A 16,133-nucleotide genomic window follows, 5' to 3' on the forward strand; every position below is an offset into this window, starting at 1 on the left:
GAGCGGAGTAGTGAAATGAATGAGTTTCCGGTAGTACTGGTTATTAATTGCGGTTCATCTTCCATTAAATTCTCAGTGCTGGATGCAGCCAACTGTGATGTTTTAATGGCGGGAATTGCAGACGGTATTAACTCTGAAAATGCGTTCATAGCAATTAATGGTGGGGAGCCGGCTAAGCTGGCTCACCACAGCTACGAAGACGCATTAAAGGCTATTGCCGCTGAACTGGAACAACGTAATTTAATGGACAGCGTGGCCTTAATTGGCCACCGCATTGCCCACGGTGGAAGTATCTTTACGGAATCAGCGATAATTACAGATGACGTTATCGACAATATTCGTCGGGTATCTCCTTTAGCACCATTACATAATTATGCGAACCTGAGCGGGATTGAATCCGCACAGCATCTTTTCCCAGGTGTACAGCAGGTGGCGGTATTTGATACCAGCTTCCACCAGACGATGGCACCTGAAGCCTATCTGTACGGTTTACCGTGGAAATATTACGAGGAGCTGGGTGTTCGTCGTTATGGCTTCCACGGCACGTCGCACCGCTATGTTTCTCAGCGAGCGCACGAGCTTCTCGACCTCCAGGATGATGATTCTGGCCTGGTTGTCGCGCACCTGGGTAACGGCGCGTCCATCTGTGCGGTCCGTAACGGACAAAGCGTGGATACCTCAATGGGTATGACGCCGCTGGAAGGACTGATGATGGGTACGCGTAGCGGTGATGTGGACTTTGGCGCGATGGCGTGGATCGCCAGTGAAACCAATCAGACGCTGAGCGACCTTGAGCGTGTCGTCAATAAAGAGTCTGGCCTACTGGGTATTTCCGGTTTGTCCTCTGACTTACGTACGCTGGAAAAAGCCTGGCACGAAGGACACGAGCGTGCGCAGCTGGCGATTAAAACCTTTGTGCATCGTATTGCACGCCATATCGCCGGACATGCTGCATCGTTACATCGTCTTGATGGGATTATTTTCACCGGCGGCATTGGTGAAAACTCAGTCTTAATTCGCCGTCTGGTGATTGAACATCTGGCCGTATTAGGTGTGAATATCGACAGCGAAATGAATAGTCTGCCAAATTCTCATGGCGAGAGAATTATCTCTGCTAATGATGCTCGAGTTATTTGTGCAGTTATTCCGACGAATGAAGAGAAAATGATTGCTCGTGATGCCATTCATTTAGGCAGAATTAACACACCAGTAGAATTTGCATAATTAATTTTCTGTAGAGAGATTATTTTTCATGAAGGTAAATATCGATACCAGCGATATGCTGTATGCCGACGCGTGGCTTGGCTTTAAAGGTACGGACTGGAAAGAAGAAATTAATGTCCGTGATTTTATTCAGCATAACTACACGCCTTATGAAGGGGATGAATCTTTCCTCGCCGAAGCGACGCCGGCAACCACCGCATTGTGGGAAAAAGTCATGGCGGGCATCCGTATTGAAAACTCGACGCATGCGCCGGTAGATTTCGATACCAATATTGCCACTACGATCACCGCGCACGATGCCGGTTATATTGAACAAGAACTGGAAAAGATCGTCGGTCTGCAAACGGATAAGCCGCTGAAGCGTGCGCTGCATCCGTTCGGCGGCATCAACATGATCAAAAGCTCTTTTGATGCTTACGGTCGTGAAATGGATGCTGATTTTGAGTACCAGTATACCGAACTGCGTAAAACCCATAACCAGGGCGTGTTCGACGCGTATTCCCCGGATATGCTGCGCTGCCGTAAGTCCGGCGTATTAACCGGTCTGCCGGATGGCTATGGCCGTGGTCGTATCATTGGCGATTACCGCCGTGTTGCGTTGTACGGTATTCGCTATCTGGTGCGTGAACGCGAGCAGCAGTTTGCCGATCTCCAGTCAAATCTGGAGTGGGGGCAGAATCTGGAGGCGACGATTCGCCTGCGTGAAGAGCTGTCTGAGCACCGTCGTGCGCTGCTGCAAATGCAGGAAATGGCGGCGAAGTACGGTTGCGATATTTCCCGTCCGGCGCGTAACGCACAGGAAGCCGTGCAGTGGGTGTATTTTGCTTATCTGGCCGCGGTGAAATCGCAGAACGGCGGCGCGATGTCGCTGGGCCGTACTGCATCGTTCCTCGACATTTACATTGAGCGCGACTTCAAAGCCGGTATCTTAAACGAGCAGCAGGCGCAGGAGTTGATCGACCACTTCATCATGAAGATCCGCATGGTGCGCTTCCTGCGTACCCCGGAATTCGACACCCTGTTCTCCGGCGATCCTATCTGGGCGACCGAAGTTATTGGTGGGATGGGGCTGGACGGCCGCACGCTGGTCACCAAAAACTCGTTCCGCTACCTGCATACGCTGCACACCATGGGACCGGCACCTGAGCCGAACCTGACGGTGCTGTGGTCTGAAGGCTTACCGATTGCCTTCAAAAAATATGCCGCTCAAGTGTCTATCGTCACGTCGTCTTTACAGTATGAAAACGACGATCTGATGCGCGCTGACTTTGAAAGCGATGACTATGCCATTGCCTGCTGCGTCAGCCCGATGGTCATCGGCAAACAAATGCAGTTCTTTGGTGCGCGTGCCAACCTCGCCAAAACATTGCTGTACGCAATCAACGGCGGTGTGGATGAGAAGCTGAAAATCCAGGTCGGGCCGAAAACTGCGCCGCTGATGGATGACGTGCTGGATTACGACACGGTGATGGAGAGCCTGGACCACTTTATGGACTGGCTGGCCGTGCAGTACATCAGTGCGCTGAACATCATTCACTATATGCACGACAAGTACAGCTACGAAGCCTCGCTGATGGCGCTGCACGATCGTGATGTTTATCGCACCATGGCATGCGGTATGGCGGGTCTGTCCGTTGCTGCGGACTCCCTGTCGGCTATCAAGTACGCTCGCGTCAAACCGATCCGTGATGAAAACGGCCTGGCGGTCGACTTCGAAATTGAAGGTGACTATCCGCAGTACGGTAACAACGATGAGCGCGTAGACAGCATTGCCTGCGACCTGGTTGAACGCTTTATGAAGAAAATTAAAGTGTTGCCAACCTATCGCAACGCGGTGCCGACGCAGTCCATTCTGACCATCACCTCTAACGTGGTGTACGGCCAGAAAACCGGGAATACCCCGGACGGGCGTCGCGCAGGTACGCCGTTTGCACCAGGGGCGAACCCGATGCACGGCCGCGATCGCAAAGGTGCCGTCGCCTCGTTGACCTCGGTGGCTAAACTGCCGTTTACCTATGCCAAAGATGGTATCTCGTACACCTTCTCGATTGTGCCGGCTGCGCTGGGCAAAGAAGATAGCGTGCGTAAAACCAACCTGGTCGGTCTGCTGGACGGTTATTTCCATCATGAAGCACATGTCGAAGGCGGTCAGCACCTGAACGTCAACGTCATGAACCGCGAAATGCTGATGGATGCTATTGAGCACCCGGAAAACTATCCGAACCTGACGATCCGCGTGTCTGGCTATGCGGTGCGCTTTAACGCGCTGACCCGCGAACAGCAGCAGGACGTTATTTCACGTACTTTCACCCAGGCGCTTTAACGCCGGAGGGGTTATGAGAAAAGTTATTGCAACCGACTGTGCGCCAGGGGCGATTGGGCCTTACGTACAGGGCGTGGATCTGGGCAGCATGGTGTTGACCTCAGGTCAAATCCCGGTATGTCCGCAGACCGGTGAAGTTGCCGAACACGTGACCGATCAGGCGCGTCAGAGTCTGGAAAACGTGAAAGCGATCGTTGAGTCCGCCGGTTTGAAAGTGAACGATATCGTGAAGACCACCGTTTTCGTGGCCGATCTGAACGATTTCGCCACCATTAATCAGGTGTATCAGCAGTTCTTTGATGAGCACGAGGCTATCTATCCGGCACGCAGCTGTGTGCAGGTTGCTCGCTTGCCGAAGGATGTGAAGCTGGAGATTGAAGCCATCGCCGTACGCGGCGACACGGTGTAACTCCCCGCGGGGCGATCGTCGGGATCGCCCCGATCCCGTTAATGAGTGTGAAACCTGGTCTTCACTGAACGGCAATCCGAGGGTGTGGATATGATTAGCGCATTCGATATTTTTAAGATTGGCATTGGACCTTCCAGCTCCCATACCGTGGGGCCAATGAACGCAGGTAAAAGCTTTATCGACCAACTGGTCAGTAGCGGAGAATTGCACCAGACCACGCGCATTGTGGTCGATCTTTATGGTTCACTCTCCCTGACCGGAAAAGGTCATGCGACCGATGTCGCCATCATGATGGGCCTCGCAGGTAACAGTCCGCAAAACGTGCAGATTGATACCATTGCGGGTTTTACCCAGGACGTGGCCCGAACCGGACGTCTCCCGGTGGCAGCGGGCACGCATATCGTTGATTTCCCTCCTGCTGAGAACATTCTCTTCCATAGCGAAACGCTCCCGCGCCATGAAAATGGTATGCGCATCACCGCGTGGAACAGCAACGAGACGCTATTAAGCAAAACCTATTACTCCGTTGGCGGTGGTTTTATCGTTGAGGAGGATCACTTTGGTCAGGCGCACGACGTTGAAGCGCATGTGCCGTACAATTTCCATTCTGCCAGCGAGCTGCTGAAACTGTGTGAGCGAAACGGGCTTTCCGTTTCCGGCCTGATGATGCAAAACGAGCTGGCGATGCGCAGTAAAGATGAGATTGACGCGGGTTTTGCGGCAATCTGGGATGTCATGCACGCCGGTATCGAGCGCGGTATGAACACCGAAGGCGTCCTGCCCGGCCCGCTTAACGTTCCACGTCGCGCCGTGGCATTACGTCGGTTGCTGGTTTCCAGCGACAATCTGTCCAGTGACCCAATGAACGTCATCGACTGGATTAACATGTTCGCACTGGCCGTGAGCGAAGAGAACGCCGCCGGGTGCCGGGTTGTTACCGCCCCGACAAACGGTGCGTGTGGCATTATCCCCGCCGTGCTGGCCTATTACGACAAGTTCCGCCGCCCGGTGAATGCGAACTCCATCGCCCGTTATTTACTGGCTGCGGGGGCGATAGGTGCGCTGTATAAGATGAATGCGTCTATCTCTGGGGCCGAAGTGGGTTGCCAGGGTGAGATTGGTGTGGCCTGTTCCATGGCTGCCGCCGGACTGACAGAACTGCTTGGCGGGAGCCCTGCGCAGGTCTGTATTGCCGCTGAAATCGCCATGGAGCATAACCTGGGGTTAACCTGCGATCCGGTCGCCGGACAGGTGCAAATTCCGTGCATTGAACGTAATGCGATCAACGCAGTAAAAGCGGTTAACGCCGCGCGTATGGCGCTGCGCCGCACGTCAGAACCTCGGGTGTCGCTCGATAAAGTTATCGAGACGATGTATGAAACCGGCAAAGACATGAACGATAAATACCGCGAAACCTCGCGCGGCGGTCTGGCGATCAAAGTAGTGTGTATGTGAGTTAATCAAAATAGCATGACTAAAAAGGTGCACAGAAGTGCACCTTTTTTTTGTTGTGATCTGCTTCAAAAACAGAAATAGATCCCAGCTTTGATGTTTTCAAGAGAAAACCTTTCTTTACCTGTAGGGATTATAGGGTTTTGTTTGTGAAGTTTTTCTCTGACCCTGAGCGTATGATTTTCTTCATTCTAAGAGCTCGCCTGCATCTTATGAATTGCGTATCGCCTTGACGCAATACGAAAAAAATAAAAAAACCTCTACCTACACATTAAGCGGGAAATTATGGAAACGGCTACGAATAACAGCGTAATACTCGACGCATCCGCTCCGGCGCGCCGGGCGGGAATGACCGAAAGTGAATGGCAGGAAGCCATTAAATTCGACAGCATGGACACCGGTTGGGTCATTATGAGTATCGGTATGGCGATTGGCGCGGGGATTGTTTTTCTTCCCGTCCAGGTGGGTCTGATGGGGTTGTGGGTATTCCTGCTGTCCTCGATTATCGGCTATCCCGCGATGTATTTGTTCCAGCGTCTGTTCATCAACACGCTGGCTGAATCTCCAGAGTGCAAAGATTACCCAAGCGTCATTAGCGGTTATTTAGGCAAAAACTGGGGCATCCTGTTAGGGGCGTTGTATTTTGTGATGCTGGTTATCTGGATGTTTGTTTATTCCACCGCCATCACTAACGACAGCGCTTCGTATCTGCATACATTTGGCGTGACCGAAGGGTTACTGTCCGACAGCCCGTTCTATGGCCTGGTGCTGATTTGCATCCTGGTGGCCATCTCGTCACGCGGTGAAAAATTACTGTTTAAAATCTCCACCGGCATGGTGTTGACCAAGCTGCTGGTCGTTGCCGCCCTTGGCGTGTCGATGGTCGGGATGTGGCATTTGCATAACGCTGGCTCGCTGCCGCCGATGGGGCTGCTGATCAAGAATGCGATTATTACGCTGCCCTTTACGCTGACCTCGATTCTGTTTATTCAAACCTTAAGCCCGATGGTTATCTCGTACCGTTCTCGCGCAAAATCCATTGAGGTCGCGCGTCATAAAGCGCTGCGCGCCATGAACATCGCGTTTGGCATACTGTTTGTCACCGTCTTCTTCTATGCCGTCTCTTTCACCCTGGCAATGGGCCATGATGAAGCGGTGAAAGCCTACGAGCAGAACATTTCCGCCCTGGCGATTGCCGCACAGTTTATTAGCGGCGACGGCGCGGGTTGGGTGAAAATCGTCAGCGTTATTCTGAACATCTTTGCCGTGATGACCGCGTTCTTCGGTGTGTACTTAGGCTTCCGTGAAGCGACTCAAGGCATTGTGATGAATGTGCTGCGTCGCTACATGCCTGCTGAGAAGATCAACGAAATCTTCGTTCAGCGCGGCATCATGGTCTTCGCTATTTTACTGGCCTGGAGTGCAATTGTGCTCAATGCGCCGGTACTGAGCTTCACCTCTATTTGTAGCCCAATCTTCGGCATGGTGGGCTGTTTGATCCCGGCCTGGCTGGTCTACAAAGTTCCTGCACTGCACAAATATAAAGGCGCTTCCCTGTACCTGATCATCATCACAGGCCTGCTGTTGTGCGTTTCTCCGTTCCTGGCATTTTCTTGAGTTATCTGAGTGAAGGTCGTTGCTATGTTTGAGACTACATTGAATCCATTATGGGACTGTTTTATCCGCGCGGTGCAGGAAGAAGTCAAACCTGCCCTGGGCTGCACCGAACCTATCTCTCTGGCTTTGGCAGCGGCAGTCGCATCCGCTGAGCTGAACGGCGCGGTTGAACGCATTGATGCGTGGGTCTCACCCAACCTGATGAAAAACGGCATGGGCGTGACCGTACCGGGCACCGGAATGGTCGGGTTGCCCGTCGCCGCTGCGCTGGGTGCGCTGGGTGGCAATGCCCTCGCGGGTTTAGAAGTGCTGAAGGATGCGTCCGCAGAGGCCATCGCCGACGCCAAAGCCATGCTGGCTGCCGGAAACGTGGCGGTGATGCTGCAGCAACCTTGCGAAGATATTCTCTTCTCACGCGCTAAGGTGTACAGCCGTGACGGGTGGGCGTGCGTCACGATTGTTGGCGGTCATACCAACATTGTGCACATCGAAACCCATAATGGTGTGGTGTTCAGTAAAGAAGAACAGACGCAGGATGAAGAGCTGGATTCGCCGCTGGCGGTGTTATCCCACACCTCGCTGGAAGAGATTCTGGCGTTTGTGAATGCGGTGCCGTTTGAGTCCATCCGCTTTATTCTGCAGGCGGCAAAACTAAACGGGGCGCTGTCTCAGGAAGGGTTACGCGGGACATGGGGATTACATATCGGTGCTACGCTGGAGAAGCAGTGTGCCCGTGGCCTGCTGGCAAACGATCTTTCAACCGCTATTCTGATCCGTACCAGTGCGGCGTCGGATGCGAGAATGGGCGGCGCGACGCTGCCGGCGATGAGTAACTCCGGTTCCGGGAACCAGGGGATCACCGCCACGGTTCCGGTGATGGTGGTGGCCGAGCACTTTGGTGCGGATGATGAAAAACTGGCGCGTGCGCTGATGTTGTCACACCTGAGTGCAATCTATATCCATCATCAGCTTCCTCGCTTGTCGGCTCTGTGTGCGGCAACGACGGCGGCGATGGGCGCGGCGGCGGGGATGGCATGGCTGGTGGATGGGCGCTATAACACCATCGCTATGGCGATCAGCAGCATGATTGGCGATGTGAGTGGGATGATTTGCGATGGCGCGTCAAACAGCTGTGCGATGAAAGTGTCTACCAGCGCGTCGGCGGCATGGAAGGCGGTACTCATGGCGCTGGACGATACGGCAGTGACCGGTAACGAAGGGATTGTGGCGCATAATGTCGAGCAATCTATTGCGAATCTGTGTGCGCTGGCATGTCGTTCGATGCAGGAAACTGACAAGCAGATCATTGAGATCATGGCCAGCAAAGCGCATTAATCTGTAGGCCGGGTAAGGCGTAACCGCCACCCGGCGTCACTCTGAGCCGCCTTATCAGGCGGCGTCTTCTTCTTCCTGCCTTTGCTCGGCATCGGCAACAATCGCTTCCAGTTCCGTCAGCATATCTTCATAGCCAAAGGTTTTGGTCTGGACGACCGTGTCCTGAATTTTGGCTTTAACCGCTGGCTTACGCTTTTTTGACGCTTTCTTGCTCATAGTCGTACTCCCTTGTTTTTCCTGACTATACGGGCAAATCTATCAGCAAAGCGCGCAAAGGCGTATCGGCAACTAATGTTATGTTAGCTTCGTCACGAATAAATGCGCCATCACCACAGGTCAGCGCTTCTTTTTCTGCTCCAGCCGTTAGCGCATGGAACGTGCCGTGGATCGACTGCAAATAGGCGCGGGGGCCATGTAACTGAAAACTCAGTGATTCACCTTGCTTCAATTCGACATGGTGTATCCACACCTGCTGGCGAAGATGCAGGCTGCCTTGTTCTCCGTCCGGGGAGGCGATCAGTTGATGCTTGCCGGTCGCCAGTGTGCCTTTCTGTACACAGGCATTTTCCCGCTGCGGGCAGGCGTCCAGCCATAATTGCATGCGGGTTAATGGCTTATCCTTGTTAAGGTTGTGCTCGCTGTAGCTAATCCCAGGCTGCGTGGCGAGCAGTAGAACCTCACCGGCTTTTGCCCGGACATGGTTGCCTTCGCTGTCGCGATATTCCGCTTCCCCTTCAAGGATCAGGTTGACGATATCCACCTTCGGATAGGTACGCGGCTGGAAAGAGGCCCCCGGTGCCAGAACTTCCTGGTTCAGAACACGCAGCGAGGCATAACCCAGCAGCTTAGGATCAAAATAGTGTCCAAAGGAGAAGGTATAACGGGCTTGCAGCCAGCCGTAGTCTGCCTGTCCGCACTGTTTTGCTGTTCGGGTAGTAATCATCTTTCTTGACCTCTCTTTACTTCCTTTTATGTTAAATGGCTGGACGCTGTATTGTTAGCCAGATATTCTGCCCGGTATGTTCAAATTTCCTGAATGAGAACGACATGGCCAAAGAAAGGGCATTAACGCTTGAAGCGTTACGCGTAATGGATGCAATCGACAGACGTGGCAGCTTTGCCGCTGCGGCGGACGAACTGGGGCGCGTTCCTTCCGCTCTCAGCTATACCATGCAAAAGCTGGAAGAAGAGCTGGATGTGGTGTTGTTTGACCGCTCAGGCCATCGCACAAAATTTACTAACGTTGGACGCATGCTACTGGAACGTGGGCGCGTGCTGCTCGAGGCGGCTGATAAGCTGACCACCGATGCCGAAGCGCTGGCCCGCGGCTGGGAAACGCATCTGACGATCGTCACCGAAGCGCTGGTACCCACGGCAGCGTTCTTTCCGCTCATCGACCGGCTCGCCGTGAAGGCCAATACTCAGCTTTCAGTGATCACTGAGGTGCTGGCTGGGGCATGGGAACGCCTGGAGCAGGGAAGGGCGGATATCGTGATCGCCCCGGATATGCATTTTCGTTCATCGTCAGAAATTAATTCCCGCAAGCTGTACACGCTGATGAACGTCTACGTGGCCGCGCCGGATCATCCTATCCATCAGGAGCCGGAGCCGTTGTCGGAAGTGACCCGAGTGAAATACCGGGGCATTGCGGTGGCGGATACCGCCCGTGAGCGCCCGGTGCTGACCGTCCAGTTACTGGATAAACAGCCGCGCCTGACGGTGAGTTCAATCGAAGATAAGCGCCAGGCGCTGTTGGCCGGGCTGGGTGTGGCGACCATGCCGTATCCGCTGGTGGAAGAGGATATTGCCGCAGGTCGTTTGCGCGTGGTGAGCCCGGAGTCCACCAACGAAATTGATATCATCATGGCCTGGCGACGGGACAGTATGGGTGAGGCCAAATCCTGGTGTCTGCGGGAAATTCCGAAGCTGTTTGTGGGCAAATAAGGTGGGGTTAAGCCGGATGCGGTGCAAGCACCTTATCAGGCCTACAGGACGGAGTAGGTTGTAGGCCTGATAAGCGCAGCGCCATCAGGCATCTCTACGTGCTACGTCAGGACAGTTGTTTTGGGTCTGCACCGAACCGGTTGCTACCCGGCGTGCCGTTCTGACAGTTGAAAATAATGATAACCAACCAGCCAATAATGGGGATCAACAGGATCAGCAGCCACCATGCAGAACGGTCGGTGTCATGCAAACGACGGAATTGCACTGCCCACCACGGTATAAATACCAGCACACCATAAATCGTCGTTAATACGCCTTCTCCCCCGGCGCGTTGCCAGCCAAGTATGTTGTCCAGGATGCTGAGTACGAAAGAAAAGATGATGTTGACCAGAACAAACATCCAGTACTCTTTGCGCCGAGCCCGGCCGCCAAAACCAAAATAGTTCTTAAGAACGTTTAGATACCAATCCATTTGCGCCTCATTTTGCGTTCAATCACTTGTTTTTAAAGTAATCAAATTAAGAATAGCTGCGAATGAAATGGTGGTAAATATTTGTCGTATTAATTATTTGCCCACATCGGAGCATTGCTTGTCAGTTAAACATTATGGAGAACATGTGATTCCGGCTCAGGGTTCCGTTCACTTTAGCGGTATTATTTCTCTGAAGTGCAGATACCCGTGAACGTGCAAGGGAGGCTCACCGCCGCCTCCCTTGCAACCCAGGCTCCCGGCGGGAAAATCGTCGCTGCGCGAGTTATTCGTCTTATTCCGTCTGCCTGTCGGGTCGGGGCCGAGCCTGCGTCCCTGCAGGCAGTCCCCTCTGCCCGCATCCCTGCGGGCAGACCCGGTCAGCCGTCAACGCCTCATCGATTTTCAGGCTACCCGCATAATTAAAGCGCAAGTGGTCAGGTGTGGGCTGGTCCGGCTGAAAATTGCCGACGTGTTTCCGTAAGGCCGGGAGAACCCGCAAGGATGCGGGTTCAGGGCGCGTTTTGCAGGGATGCTACCTCGCGCCCGGCCCGGTAGCCTGGAGGAATAAGCGTAGGGGATTGCGAAGCAACAATTTTCCGTGCCGGGAGCCGGGATTGTAAAGGGCGTGGCGAAGAACGCCCTTTACACGTTCACCGTAATCAGTGCTTCAGAGAAATGATTAACATGAGGTGAACGGAACCCTTTCTCTGAGGTAGCATGTTCATTACTTCCGTCAATACAGGTTTATACTTTCTGAAACTGAAGCGTTAACTGAACGGCATTGCCCAGATGAGACCCGTGTAAATCAGGCGAAACGGCTGTCTCGTCCGTGTGGCTCGCTGAGATCCTGCCATGGCCCGATTGAAATAATACCGGTCGGATTGATGGTTTTGTGGCTACGGAAGTAGTGATGACGGATATGGTCAAAATTGACGGTCTCCGCAATGCCCGGCATCTGGTAAATATCACGCAGGAAACCGTACAGATTCAGGTAGTCGCTGATGCGGTGCTTATCGCACTTGAAGTGGGTAACATACACCGGATCAAAGCGTACCAGCGTGGTCCACAGGCGAATATCTGCCTCGGTCAACTGGTCGCCGGTCAGATAGCGATGCTGACCCAGAATCTGCTCCAGTCGCGCCAGTGAGTGAAACACTTTATCAACCGCCTCGTCATATGCCTCCTGACTGGTGGCAAAACCGGCTTTATAGACGCCATTATTGACGTTGTCATAAATCCAGCTGTTCAGCTCGTCAATTTTACTTTGCAGGGCAGGCGGGTAGTAATCACCGGCTTTGGCGCCCAGTGCATCAAACGCCGTGTTAAACATGCGGATGATCTCCGCCGATTCATTACTGACGATGGTGTGATTCTTTTTATCCCACAGCACCGGTACGGTGACGCGGCCGCTGTACTGCGGGTCGGCGTGCAAATAGAGCTGATAGAGAAACTCGTGCTGGTAGAGCGTATCTCCCGTGGCGGCCGGGAAATTATCATCAAACGTCCAGCCGTTCTCTAGCATCAGCGGATGCACAACGGAAACGGAGATAAATGGCTCCAGACCTTTGAGCGTGCGTAGAATCAGCGTGCGATGCGCCCACGGACAGGCGAGGGAAACGTACAGGTGGTAACGGTCTTTTTCGGCGGCAAAACCGCCTGTGCCGGTCGGGCCAGGTTCGCCATCCGCGGTGAGCCAGTTACGGAAAGCCGATGCAGAACGTTGAAATTTTCCCCCGGTAGATTTTGTGTCATACCAGGTGTCATGCCAGACGCCGTCAATAAGTTGTCCCATGGTTTTGCCTCCTCAGATAGCAAAAGCGAGGAGATGTCTCCTCGCTTTTTGATGCGTTTAGTATAGCTTGCTTACCACTTTTTATTCAGTACGCGGTCAATGCTGAATGCGCCTGGACCGGTGATAGCCAGCAGCAGGAACCCGCCTGCGATGGTTAAGTTTTTCATGAACATCAGCGAGTTCATCCCTTCCGCAAAGTTGCTGTGGAAGATGAACGCGGTCAGCACCGTGAAGCCTGCGGTAAACAGCGCGGTAGTACGGGTCAGGAAGCCGAACAGAATGGCCAGGCCGCCGCCGAACTCAAGCAGAATAACCAGCGGTAACATGAATCCTGGAACGCCCATGGCTTCCATATATTGTTGGGTACCCGCATATCCGCTGATTTTTCCCCAGCCTGCAGAAATAAACAGGATTGGCATCAGAATGCGCGCTACCAGTACACCAACATCTTCTAATTTTTTCATCGTACTCTCCAGGAAACCACTCAGGCGGCTGATTTTGTTTTTTGTTGCATTAACGCTGTATAGGGCGTTGTTGCTGTCGATGGAGAGAATCATAAACGTGGATAATGACAATTGTTAGCAAGGAAAACTGTCAGTATTTTTCAAAAATTTTGAGTGAAGAGGAAAATAGAATGAAGTAGGCCTTGCCATCAGGCCTACGTGGGGAGAGCAGAAGAGATTAACCGCGCAGTTGCTGCTGTCTGATGGTCGCTTTGACCAGTCGCCAGGCGCTCCAGACGCTAAAGCCGCGTTTGGCCCAACGTACGAGCATATTTGGGTGGCGAATAGTACGAACGGCTATGATGCTGCTGCCAACCAGTATCCACGAGCGCAGGTTCAACAGCGTGTTCCAGCCGCGATCGTATGCCGCAGTGACCTCCAGCCAGTCGCGGCGGGTGGCGGTCAGATCCAGCCGTTGCTGCTGGATCTGACTAAGCAGCAGCGCCTTACGTTTTTCGCGTTCGACTTTACTGCTCATTATGCATCATCCTCCAGGGCCTGCCTGTCGTTAGCAAGTTCATGGCGGGTATGACGTAACAGCGTTGACTTACGGGCTTTACGTAGCGTCCATATCCCGCCAATGAGCGCCAGAAGCAACAGCACAACGGTGGTGGCTATCATCGCGTTGAGACGGTACTGAGGGTCAATGGCCCAGATGATAAGCACCATCAGGCTCATCAGGCCAAATGCTGCGAACAGCATGGTTAGCCCCAGCATCAGCAGCAGCTGAAAGAGGTTGGCTTTTTCCTCTTCCAGTTCAACAACGGCCAGACGTAACCGGGTCTCAACTATCTCGACGAGGATCGTGATGATCCGTTGTCCGATACCCAGTACGTTTTTGCCTGGACCTTGTGCGTGATCGGAGTCCGCCATTGTTAGCGGCGCGACAGCAGTACGCCAAGCACCACGCCGACCGCAGCGCCAATACCGACGCCTGTCCATGGATTTTCGCGTACGTAGTTGTCGGCTTTTGCCGCGGCTTCGCGAGTTTGCTTAGCAATCACATCGCTGGTTTCACCCAGGCGATTGCGGCTCTCTTTCAGCGCGCGTTCTGCTTTACTGCGAATTTTACTCAACTCTTCTTTCGACTTATCGCCAGAGGAGCTCAGTACCTCTTCAAGCGTATCCGCAAGGGATTTCAGCTCAGCGCGCAGGTGTTCCGTAGCATTATCTTTTGACATAGTTTTCTCCAGGTGAGTGGGTCGTTACCGTACTTAGTAATCGCGTGACTCGAGTTCTTTCAGTTCAGTCTGAGCTTCGGCAAGCTTGCGCTCGCGTTTGGTGATTTTATCTGTATCGCCTTTTTGTTTCGCCTCGGCGAGATCACGTTTACGCTCGGCGATCTCATCTTTCTGTTCTGCAATTTTTTTCTGATGCTCGGCACGTAGCTTGCTGTCAGAACAATTGGCCCGGACTTCGCTCAGGGCCTTGTTCAGGCCGTTGATGCGGCTCTGATTGTTGTGCTTTTCGGCATAGCTAATCTCCCGCTGAATATCGTGTTCTTTTTCCTGACAGAGGGTGTTGGCGTAGCTGCTGGCACTGAGAGCGAAAAGGGTAACAGCCAAAGCGATGCGGTATTTCATACTTGAACCTTCCATTGTGATTCGACCCGGTAACGCGAGGGTCGTTGCTCCAGATAAAAAAGCGCGGGCCATAAACCCAGCTTATTAATCATAGGCACTAAACGGCGAAATCACCAAAGTGGGTGAAATAATTCAGATTCCTGGAAGTTAACCAAAACGGTGTGGGTTATCACGCAAACGTGATAACCACTGCACCGCCTGATTATCATCATCCTGTTGGGCGATGACGAAGCCATGCGGCAACGTTCTGTCGAGAACGACCTTCGCGGCTGCGCTTTGCGCGCTGGAATCAAAGGTGATCAGCAGCGCATCATTTTGCGGGGTAATGCTTTTAAAGCGAATGCCGTTGGCATCCAGATGATGCCAGATAGAAAAACCGTCTGGCATGCTGGCGCCCTGATTAACGGCGCGAATGGCTAGCGTCGACTCCTGCTGACGAATGGCAGACCAGGTCAGGATAAGTGCGCCTAAAAACAGGATAAAGGTGGTTGTCCAGGCCAATCGTCGGAGCGTTATGCGTGGTAGCAGCATAATTTATCCCCGGTTCCCGTATTTCTTTTTCCATAAAACAACCAGTGAACCGGCGAGGCCAAACACCAGTAAAACAACGGGAAGCAGCATCAGGCACGACATTAACTGATCTTCGTACTTGAGGAACACCGGCGTTTTGCCCAGCAGATAACCCAGTGACGTCAGGATCAAAACCCACAGCAGTCCGCTCATCCAGTTGAAGAACTGAAAGCGCGCATTGTTCAGGCCGGAGAGTCCTGCAATGGTCGGCAGCAGCGTTCTGACGAAGGCAATGAATCGCCCGACCAGCAACGCAGACAGGCCATGTTTATGGAACAGATGGTGCGCGCGCTGATGATAATGCGCGGGAAGATGAGAAAGCCAGTTTTGCACGATGCGGGTATTCCCCAGCCATCGTCCCTGGATGTAGCTTACCCAACAGCCGAGGCTGGCCGCGGTGGTGAGGAGCAGCACCGTTTGTGGAAAGCCCATTGCGCCTTTAGCAATAAGCACGCCGACCAGCACCAGTAAGCTGTCACCAGGTAAAAAGGCCGCAGGAAGCAGCCCGTTTTCCAGAAACAAAATGGTAAACAGGACAAAATACAGCATGCCAATCATCGACGGATTGGCCAGAGTTTCAAAATCCTGAGCCCACAAGGCATTCAGTAATTGAGTCAGTAGTTCCATTCAGTATTCCTGGAGAAATCGGTTGTCGTCATGCCGGTTTTCTGGATTTTGTAACGCCGCAATATTATTGATCTTTTTTTGCATGTATCGCGGTCTGACACAAATTCACGGCCTGAACTGTTCCCTGTTAAGTTGCAAAGTAAGCAAGCACTGATACACAAAAATTCAAAACGCATGTAATTGTAACAAAGGTCAACGTAGTCCGTTATAGAAATTACGGTCGCTGAACCGTGATTTTGCTTATCGCAAAGGAGGGTGGCGAGAGGATTTACACAGGCTGAC

General features: G+C 53.0%; 18 protein-coding genes. 7 read left to right on the forward strand and 11 right to left on the reverse strand.

The genetic code is table 11. From position 1 onward, the window contains the following. Nucleotides 1-15 precede the first annotated feature (15 nt). The 6 genes from tdcD to FDW98_RS19690 all read left to right on the forward strand — a co-directional run bounded on the left by tdcD (nucleotide 16) and on the right by FDW98_RS19690 (nucleotide 8,360). On the forward strand, nucleotides 16-1,224 hold the full coding sequence (tdcD, locus tag FDW98_RS19665) for a propionate kinase (RefSeq protein WP_096755565.1): 1,209 nt from the start codon (nucleotides 16-18) through the stop codon (nucleotides 1,222-1,224). 28 nt (nucleotides 1,225-1,252) lie between these two features. Continuing rightward, entirely contained in the window at nucleotides 1,253-3,547 is a 2,295-nt protein-coding gene (tdcE, locus tag FDW98_RS19670) for a 2-ketobutyrate formate-lyase/pyruvate formate-lyase (protein WP_096755566.1), read from the forward strand. A gap of 13 nt (nucleotides 3,548-3,560) precedes the next feature. Continuing rightward, nucleotides 3,561-3,956: an enamine/imine deaminase gene (locus FDW98_RS19675; RefSeq protein WP_096755567.1), complete on the forward strand. Its 396-nt coding sequence runs from the start codon at nucleotides 3,561-3,563 to the stop codon at nucleotides 3,954-3,956. A gap of 90 nt (nucleotides 3,957-4,046) precedes the next feature. Further along, the gene (gene tdcG, locus FDW98_RS19680; protein ID WP_096755568.1) at nucleotides 4,047-5,411 is read left to right on the forward strand and encodes an L-serine ammonia-lyase; all 1,365 of its coding nucleotides are present in this window, start codon (nucleotides 4,047-4,049) and stop codon (nucleotides 5,409-5,411) included. A gap of 282 nt (nucleotides 5,412-5,693) precedes the next feature. Then, on the forward strand, nucleotides 5,694-7,025 hold the full coding sequence (locus FDW98_RS19685; protein WP_096755569.1) for an amino acid permease: 1,332 nt from the start codon (nucleotides 5,694-5,696) through the stop codon (nucleotides 7,023-7,025). A gap of 24 nt (nucleotides 7,026-7,049) precedes the next feature. Next, complete coding sequence (locus tag FDW98_RS19690; protein WP_096755570.1) at nucleotides 7,050-8,360, forward strand: serine dehydratase subunit alpha family protein; 1,311 nt, start codon at nucleotides 7,050-7,052, stop codon at nucleotides 8,358-8,360. Between the two features lie 54 nt (nucleotides 8,361-8,414). Here FDW98_RS19690 and FDW98_RS23465 read toward each other — a convergent pair whose 3' ends face one another. Beyond that, a complete protein-coding gene (locus FDW98_RS23465; RefSeq protein WP_096755571.1) occupies nucleotides 8,415-8,576 on the reverse strand; it encodes a hypothetical protein in 162 nt (53 codons plus the stop codon). Between the two features lie 25 nt (nucleotides 8,577-8,601). Continuing rightward, nucleotides 8,602-9,303 carry a pirin family protein gene (locus FDW98_RS19695; protein WP_096755572.1) on the reverse strand — a complete coding sequence of 234 codons (702 nt, stop codon included), beginning with the start codon at nucleotides 9,301-9,303 and terminating at the stop codon, nucleotides 8,602-8,604. A 104-nt stretch (nucleotides 9,304-9,407) separates the two neighbouring features. On the opposite strand from FDW98_RS19695, the gene yhaJ reads away from it, so the two are divergent. Next, nucleotides 9,408-10,304, forward strand: a complete 897-nt coding sequence (gene yhaJ / locus FDW98_RS19700) for a DNA-binding transcriptional regulator YhaJ (RefSeq protein ID WP_096755573.1) — start codon at nucleotides 9,408-9,410, stop codon at nucleotides 10,302-10,304. Between the two features lie 106 nt (nucleotides 10,305-10,410). On the opposite strand, the gene FDW98_RS19705 is transcribed toward yhaJ, so the two are convergent. From FDW98_RS19705 to yqjA, 9 genes are all read right to left on the reverse strand, one after another. Next, on the reverse strand, nucleotides 10,411-10,776 hold the full coding sequence (locus FDW98_RS19705; RefSeq protein WP_096755574.1) for a DUF805 domain-containing protein: 366 nt from the start codon (nucleotides 10,774-10,776) through the stop codon (nucleotides 10,411-10,413). Between the two features lie 805 nt (nucleotides 10,777-11,581). Continuing rightward, nucleotides 11,582-12,568, reverse strand: a complete 987-nt coding sequence (gene yqjG, locus FDW98_RS19715) for a glutathionyl-hydroquinone reductase YqjG (protein ID WP_096755575.1) — start codon at nucleotides 12,566-12,568, stop codon at nucleotides 11,582-11,584. Nucleotides 12,569-12,639: 71 nt separating this feature from the next. Next, nucleotides 12,640-13,032 (reverse strand): DoxX family protein, encoded by a 393-nt coding sequence (locus FDW98_RS19720; protein WP_135324236.1) that lies wholly within the window; start codon nucleotides 13,030-13,032, stop codon nucleotides 12,640-12,642. A gap of 217 nt (nucleotides 13,033-13,249) precedes the next feature. Beyond that, nucleotides 13,250-13,549: a YqjK-like family protein gene (locus FDW98_RS19725; RefSeq protein WP_096755577.1), complete on the reverse strand. Its 300-nt coding sequence runs from the start codon at nucleotides 13,547-13,549 to the stop codon at nucleotides 13,250-13,252. Beyond that, entirely contained in the window at nucleotides 13,549-13,944 is a 396-nt protein-coding gene (locus FDW98_RS19730) for a phage holin family protein (protein ID WP_096755578.1), read from the reverse strand. Before FDW98_RS19730 ends, FDW98_RS19725 begins: the two co-directional genes overlap by 1 nt. A gap of 2 nt (nucleotides 13,945-13,946) precedes the next feature. Then, the gene (locus FDW98_RS19735; protein WP_096755579.1) at nucleotides 13,947-14,252 is read right to left on the reverse strand and encodes a YqjD family protein; all 306 of its coding nucleotides are present in this window, start codon (nucleotides 14,250-14,252) and stop codon (nucleotides 13,947-13,949) included. A gap of 33 nt (nucleotides 14,253-14,285) precedes the next feature. Beyond that, nucleotides 14,286-14,654, reverse strand: a complete 369-nt coding sequence (locus FDW98_RS19740; RefSeq protein ID WP_096759327.1) for a DUF1090 domain-containing protein — start codon at nucleotides 14,652-14,654, stop codon at nucleotides 14,286-14,288. A gap of 147 nt (nucleotides 14,655-14,801) precedes the next feature. Further along, nucleotides 14,802-15,185 carry an EnvZ/OmpR regulon moderator MzrA gene (mzrA, locus tag FDW98_RS19745; protein WP_096755580.1) on the reverse strand — a complete coding sequence of 128 codons (384 nt, stop codon included), beginning with the start codon at nucleotides 15,183-15,185 and terminating at the stop codon, nucleotides 14,802-14,804. A gap of 3 nt (nucleotides 15,186-15,188) precedes the next feature. Further along, nucleotides 15,189-15,851 (reverse strand): DedA family general envelope maintenance protein YqjA, encoded by a 663-nt coding sequence (yqjA, locus tag FDW98_RS19750; protein WP_045447871.1) that lies wholly within the window; start codon nucleotides 15,849-15,851, stop codon nucleotides 15,189-15,191. Nucleotides 15,852-16,133: the final 282 nt, after the last annotated feature.

This window comes from Citrobacter sp. wls711 (assembly GCF_005281055.1).
Lineage (GTDB): Bacteria > Pseudomonadota > Gammaproteobacteria > Enterobacterales > Enterobacteriaceae > Citrobacter > Citrobacter gillenii.

Excerpts from the sequence above, each read along its gene's own strand:
- yqjG (WP_096755575.1), bottom strand. The coding sequence starts at position 12,568 with ATGGGACAACTTATTGACGGCGTCTGGCATGACACCTGGTATGACACA.
- tdcG (WP_096755568.1), top strand. The coding sequence starts at position 4,047 with ATGATTAGCGCATTCGATATTTTTAAGATTGGCATTGGACCTTCCAGC.
- FDW98_RS19690 (WP_096755570.1), top strand. The coding sequence starts at position 7,050 with ATGTTTGAGACTACATTGAATCCATTATGGGACTGTTTTATCCGCGCG.
- FDW98_RS19695 (WP_096755572.1), bottom strand. The coding sequence starts at position 9,303 with ATGATTACTACCCGAACAGCAAAACAGTGCGGACAGGCAGACTACGGC.
- FDW98_RS19705 (WP_096755574.1), bottom strand. The coding sequence starts at position 10,776 with ATGGATTGGTATCTAAACGTTCTTAAGAACTATTTTGGTTTTGGCGGC.
- FDW98_RS19675 (WP_096755567.1), top strand. The coding sequence starts at position 3,561 with ATGAGAAAAGTTATTGCAACCGACTGTGCGCCAGGGGCGATTGGGCCT.
- tdcE (WP_096755566.1), top strand. The coding sequence starts at position 1,253 with ATGAAGGTAAATATCGATACCAGCGATATGCTGTATGCCGACGCGTGG.
- FDW98_RS19720 (WP_135324236.1), bottom strand. The coding sequence starts at position 13,032 with ATGAAAAAATTAGAAGATGTTGGTGTACTGGTAGCGCGCATTCTGATG.
- FDW98_RS19725 (WP_096755577.1), bottom strand. The coding sequence starts at position 13,549 with ATGAGCAGTAAAGTCGAACGCGAAAAACGTAAGGCGCTGCTGCTTAGT.
- FDW98_RS19735 (WP_096755579.1), bottom strand. The coding sequence starts at position 14,252 with ATGTCAAAAGATAATGCTACGGAACACCTGCGCGCTGAGCTGAAATCC.
- mzrA (WP_096755580.1), bottom strand. The coding sequence starts at position 15,185 with ATGCTGCTACCACGCATAACGCTCCGACGATTGGCCTGGACAACCACC.
- yqjA (WP_045447871.1), bottom strand. The coding sequence starts at position 15,851 with ATGGAACTACTGACTCAATTACTGAATGCCTTGTGGGCTCAGGATTTT.
- FDW98_RS23465 (WP_096755571.1), bottom strand. The coding sequence starts at position 8,576 with ATGAGCAAGAAAGCGTCAAAAAAGCGTAAGCCAGCGGTTAAAGCCAAA.
- FDW98_RS19730 (WP_096755578.1), bottom strand. The coding sequence starts at position 13,944 with ATGGCGGACTCCGATCACGCACAAGGTCCAGGCAAAAACGTACTGGGT.
- FDW98_RS19740 (WP_096759327.1), bottom strand. The coding sequence starts at position 14,654 with ATGAAATACCGCATCGCTTTGGCTGTTACCCTTTTCGCTCTCAGTGCC.
- FDW98_RS19685 (WP_096755569.1), top strand. The coding sequence starts at position 5,694 with ATGGAAACGGCTACGAATAACAGCGTAATACTCGACGCATCCGCTCCG.
- yhaJ (WP_096755573.1), top strand. The coding sequence starts at position 9,408 with ATGGCCAAAGAAAGGGCATTAACGCTTGAAGCGTTACGCGTAATGGAT.
- tdcD (WP_096755565.1), top strand. The coding sequence starts at position 16 with ATGAATGAGTTTCCGGTAGTACTGGTTATTAATTGCGGTTCATCTTCC.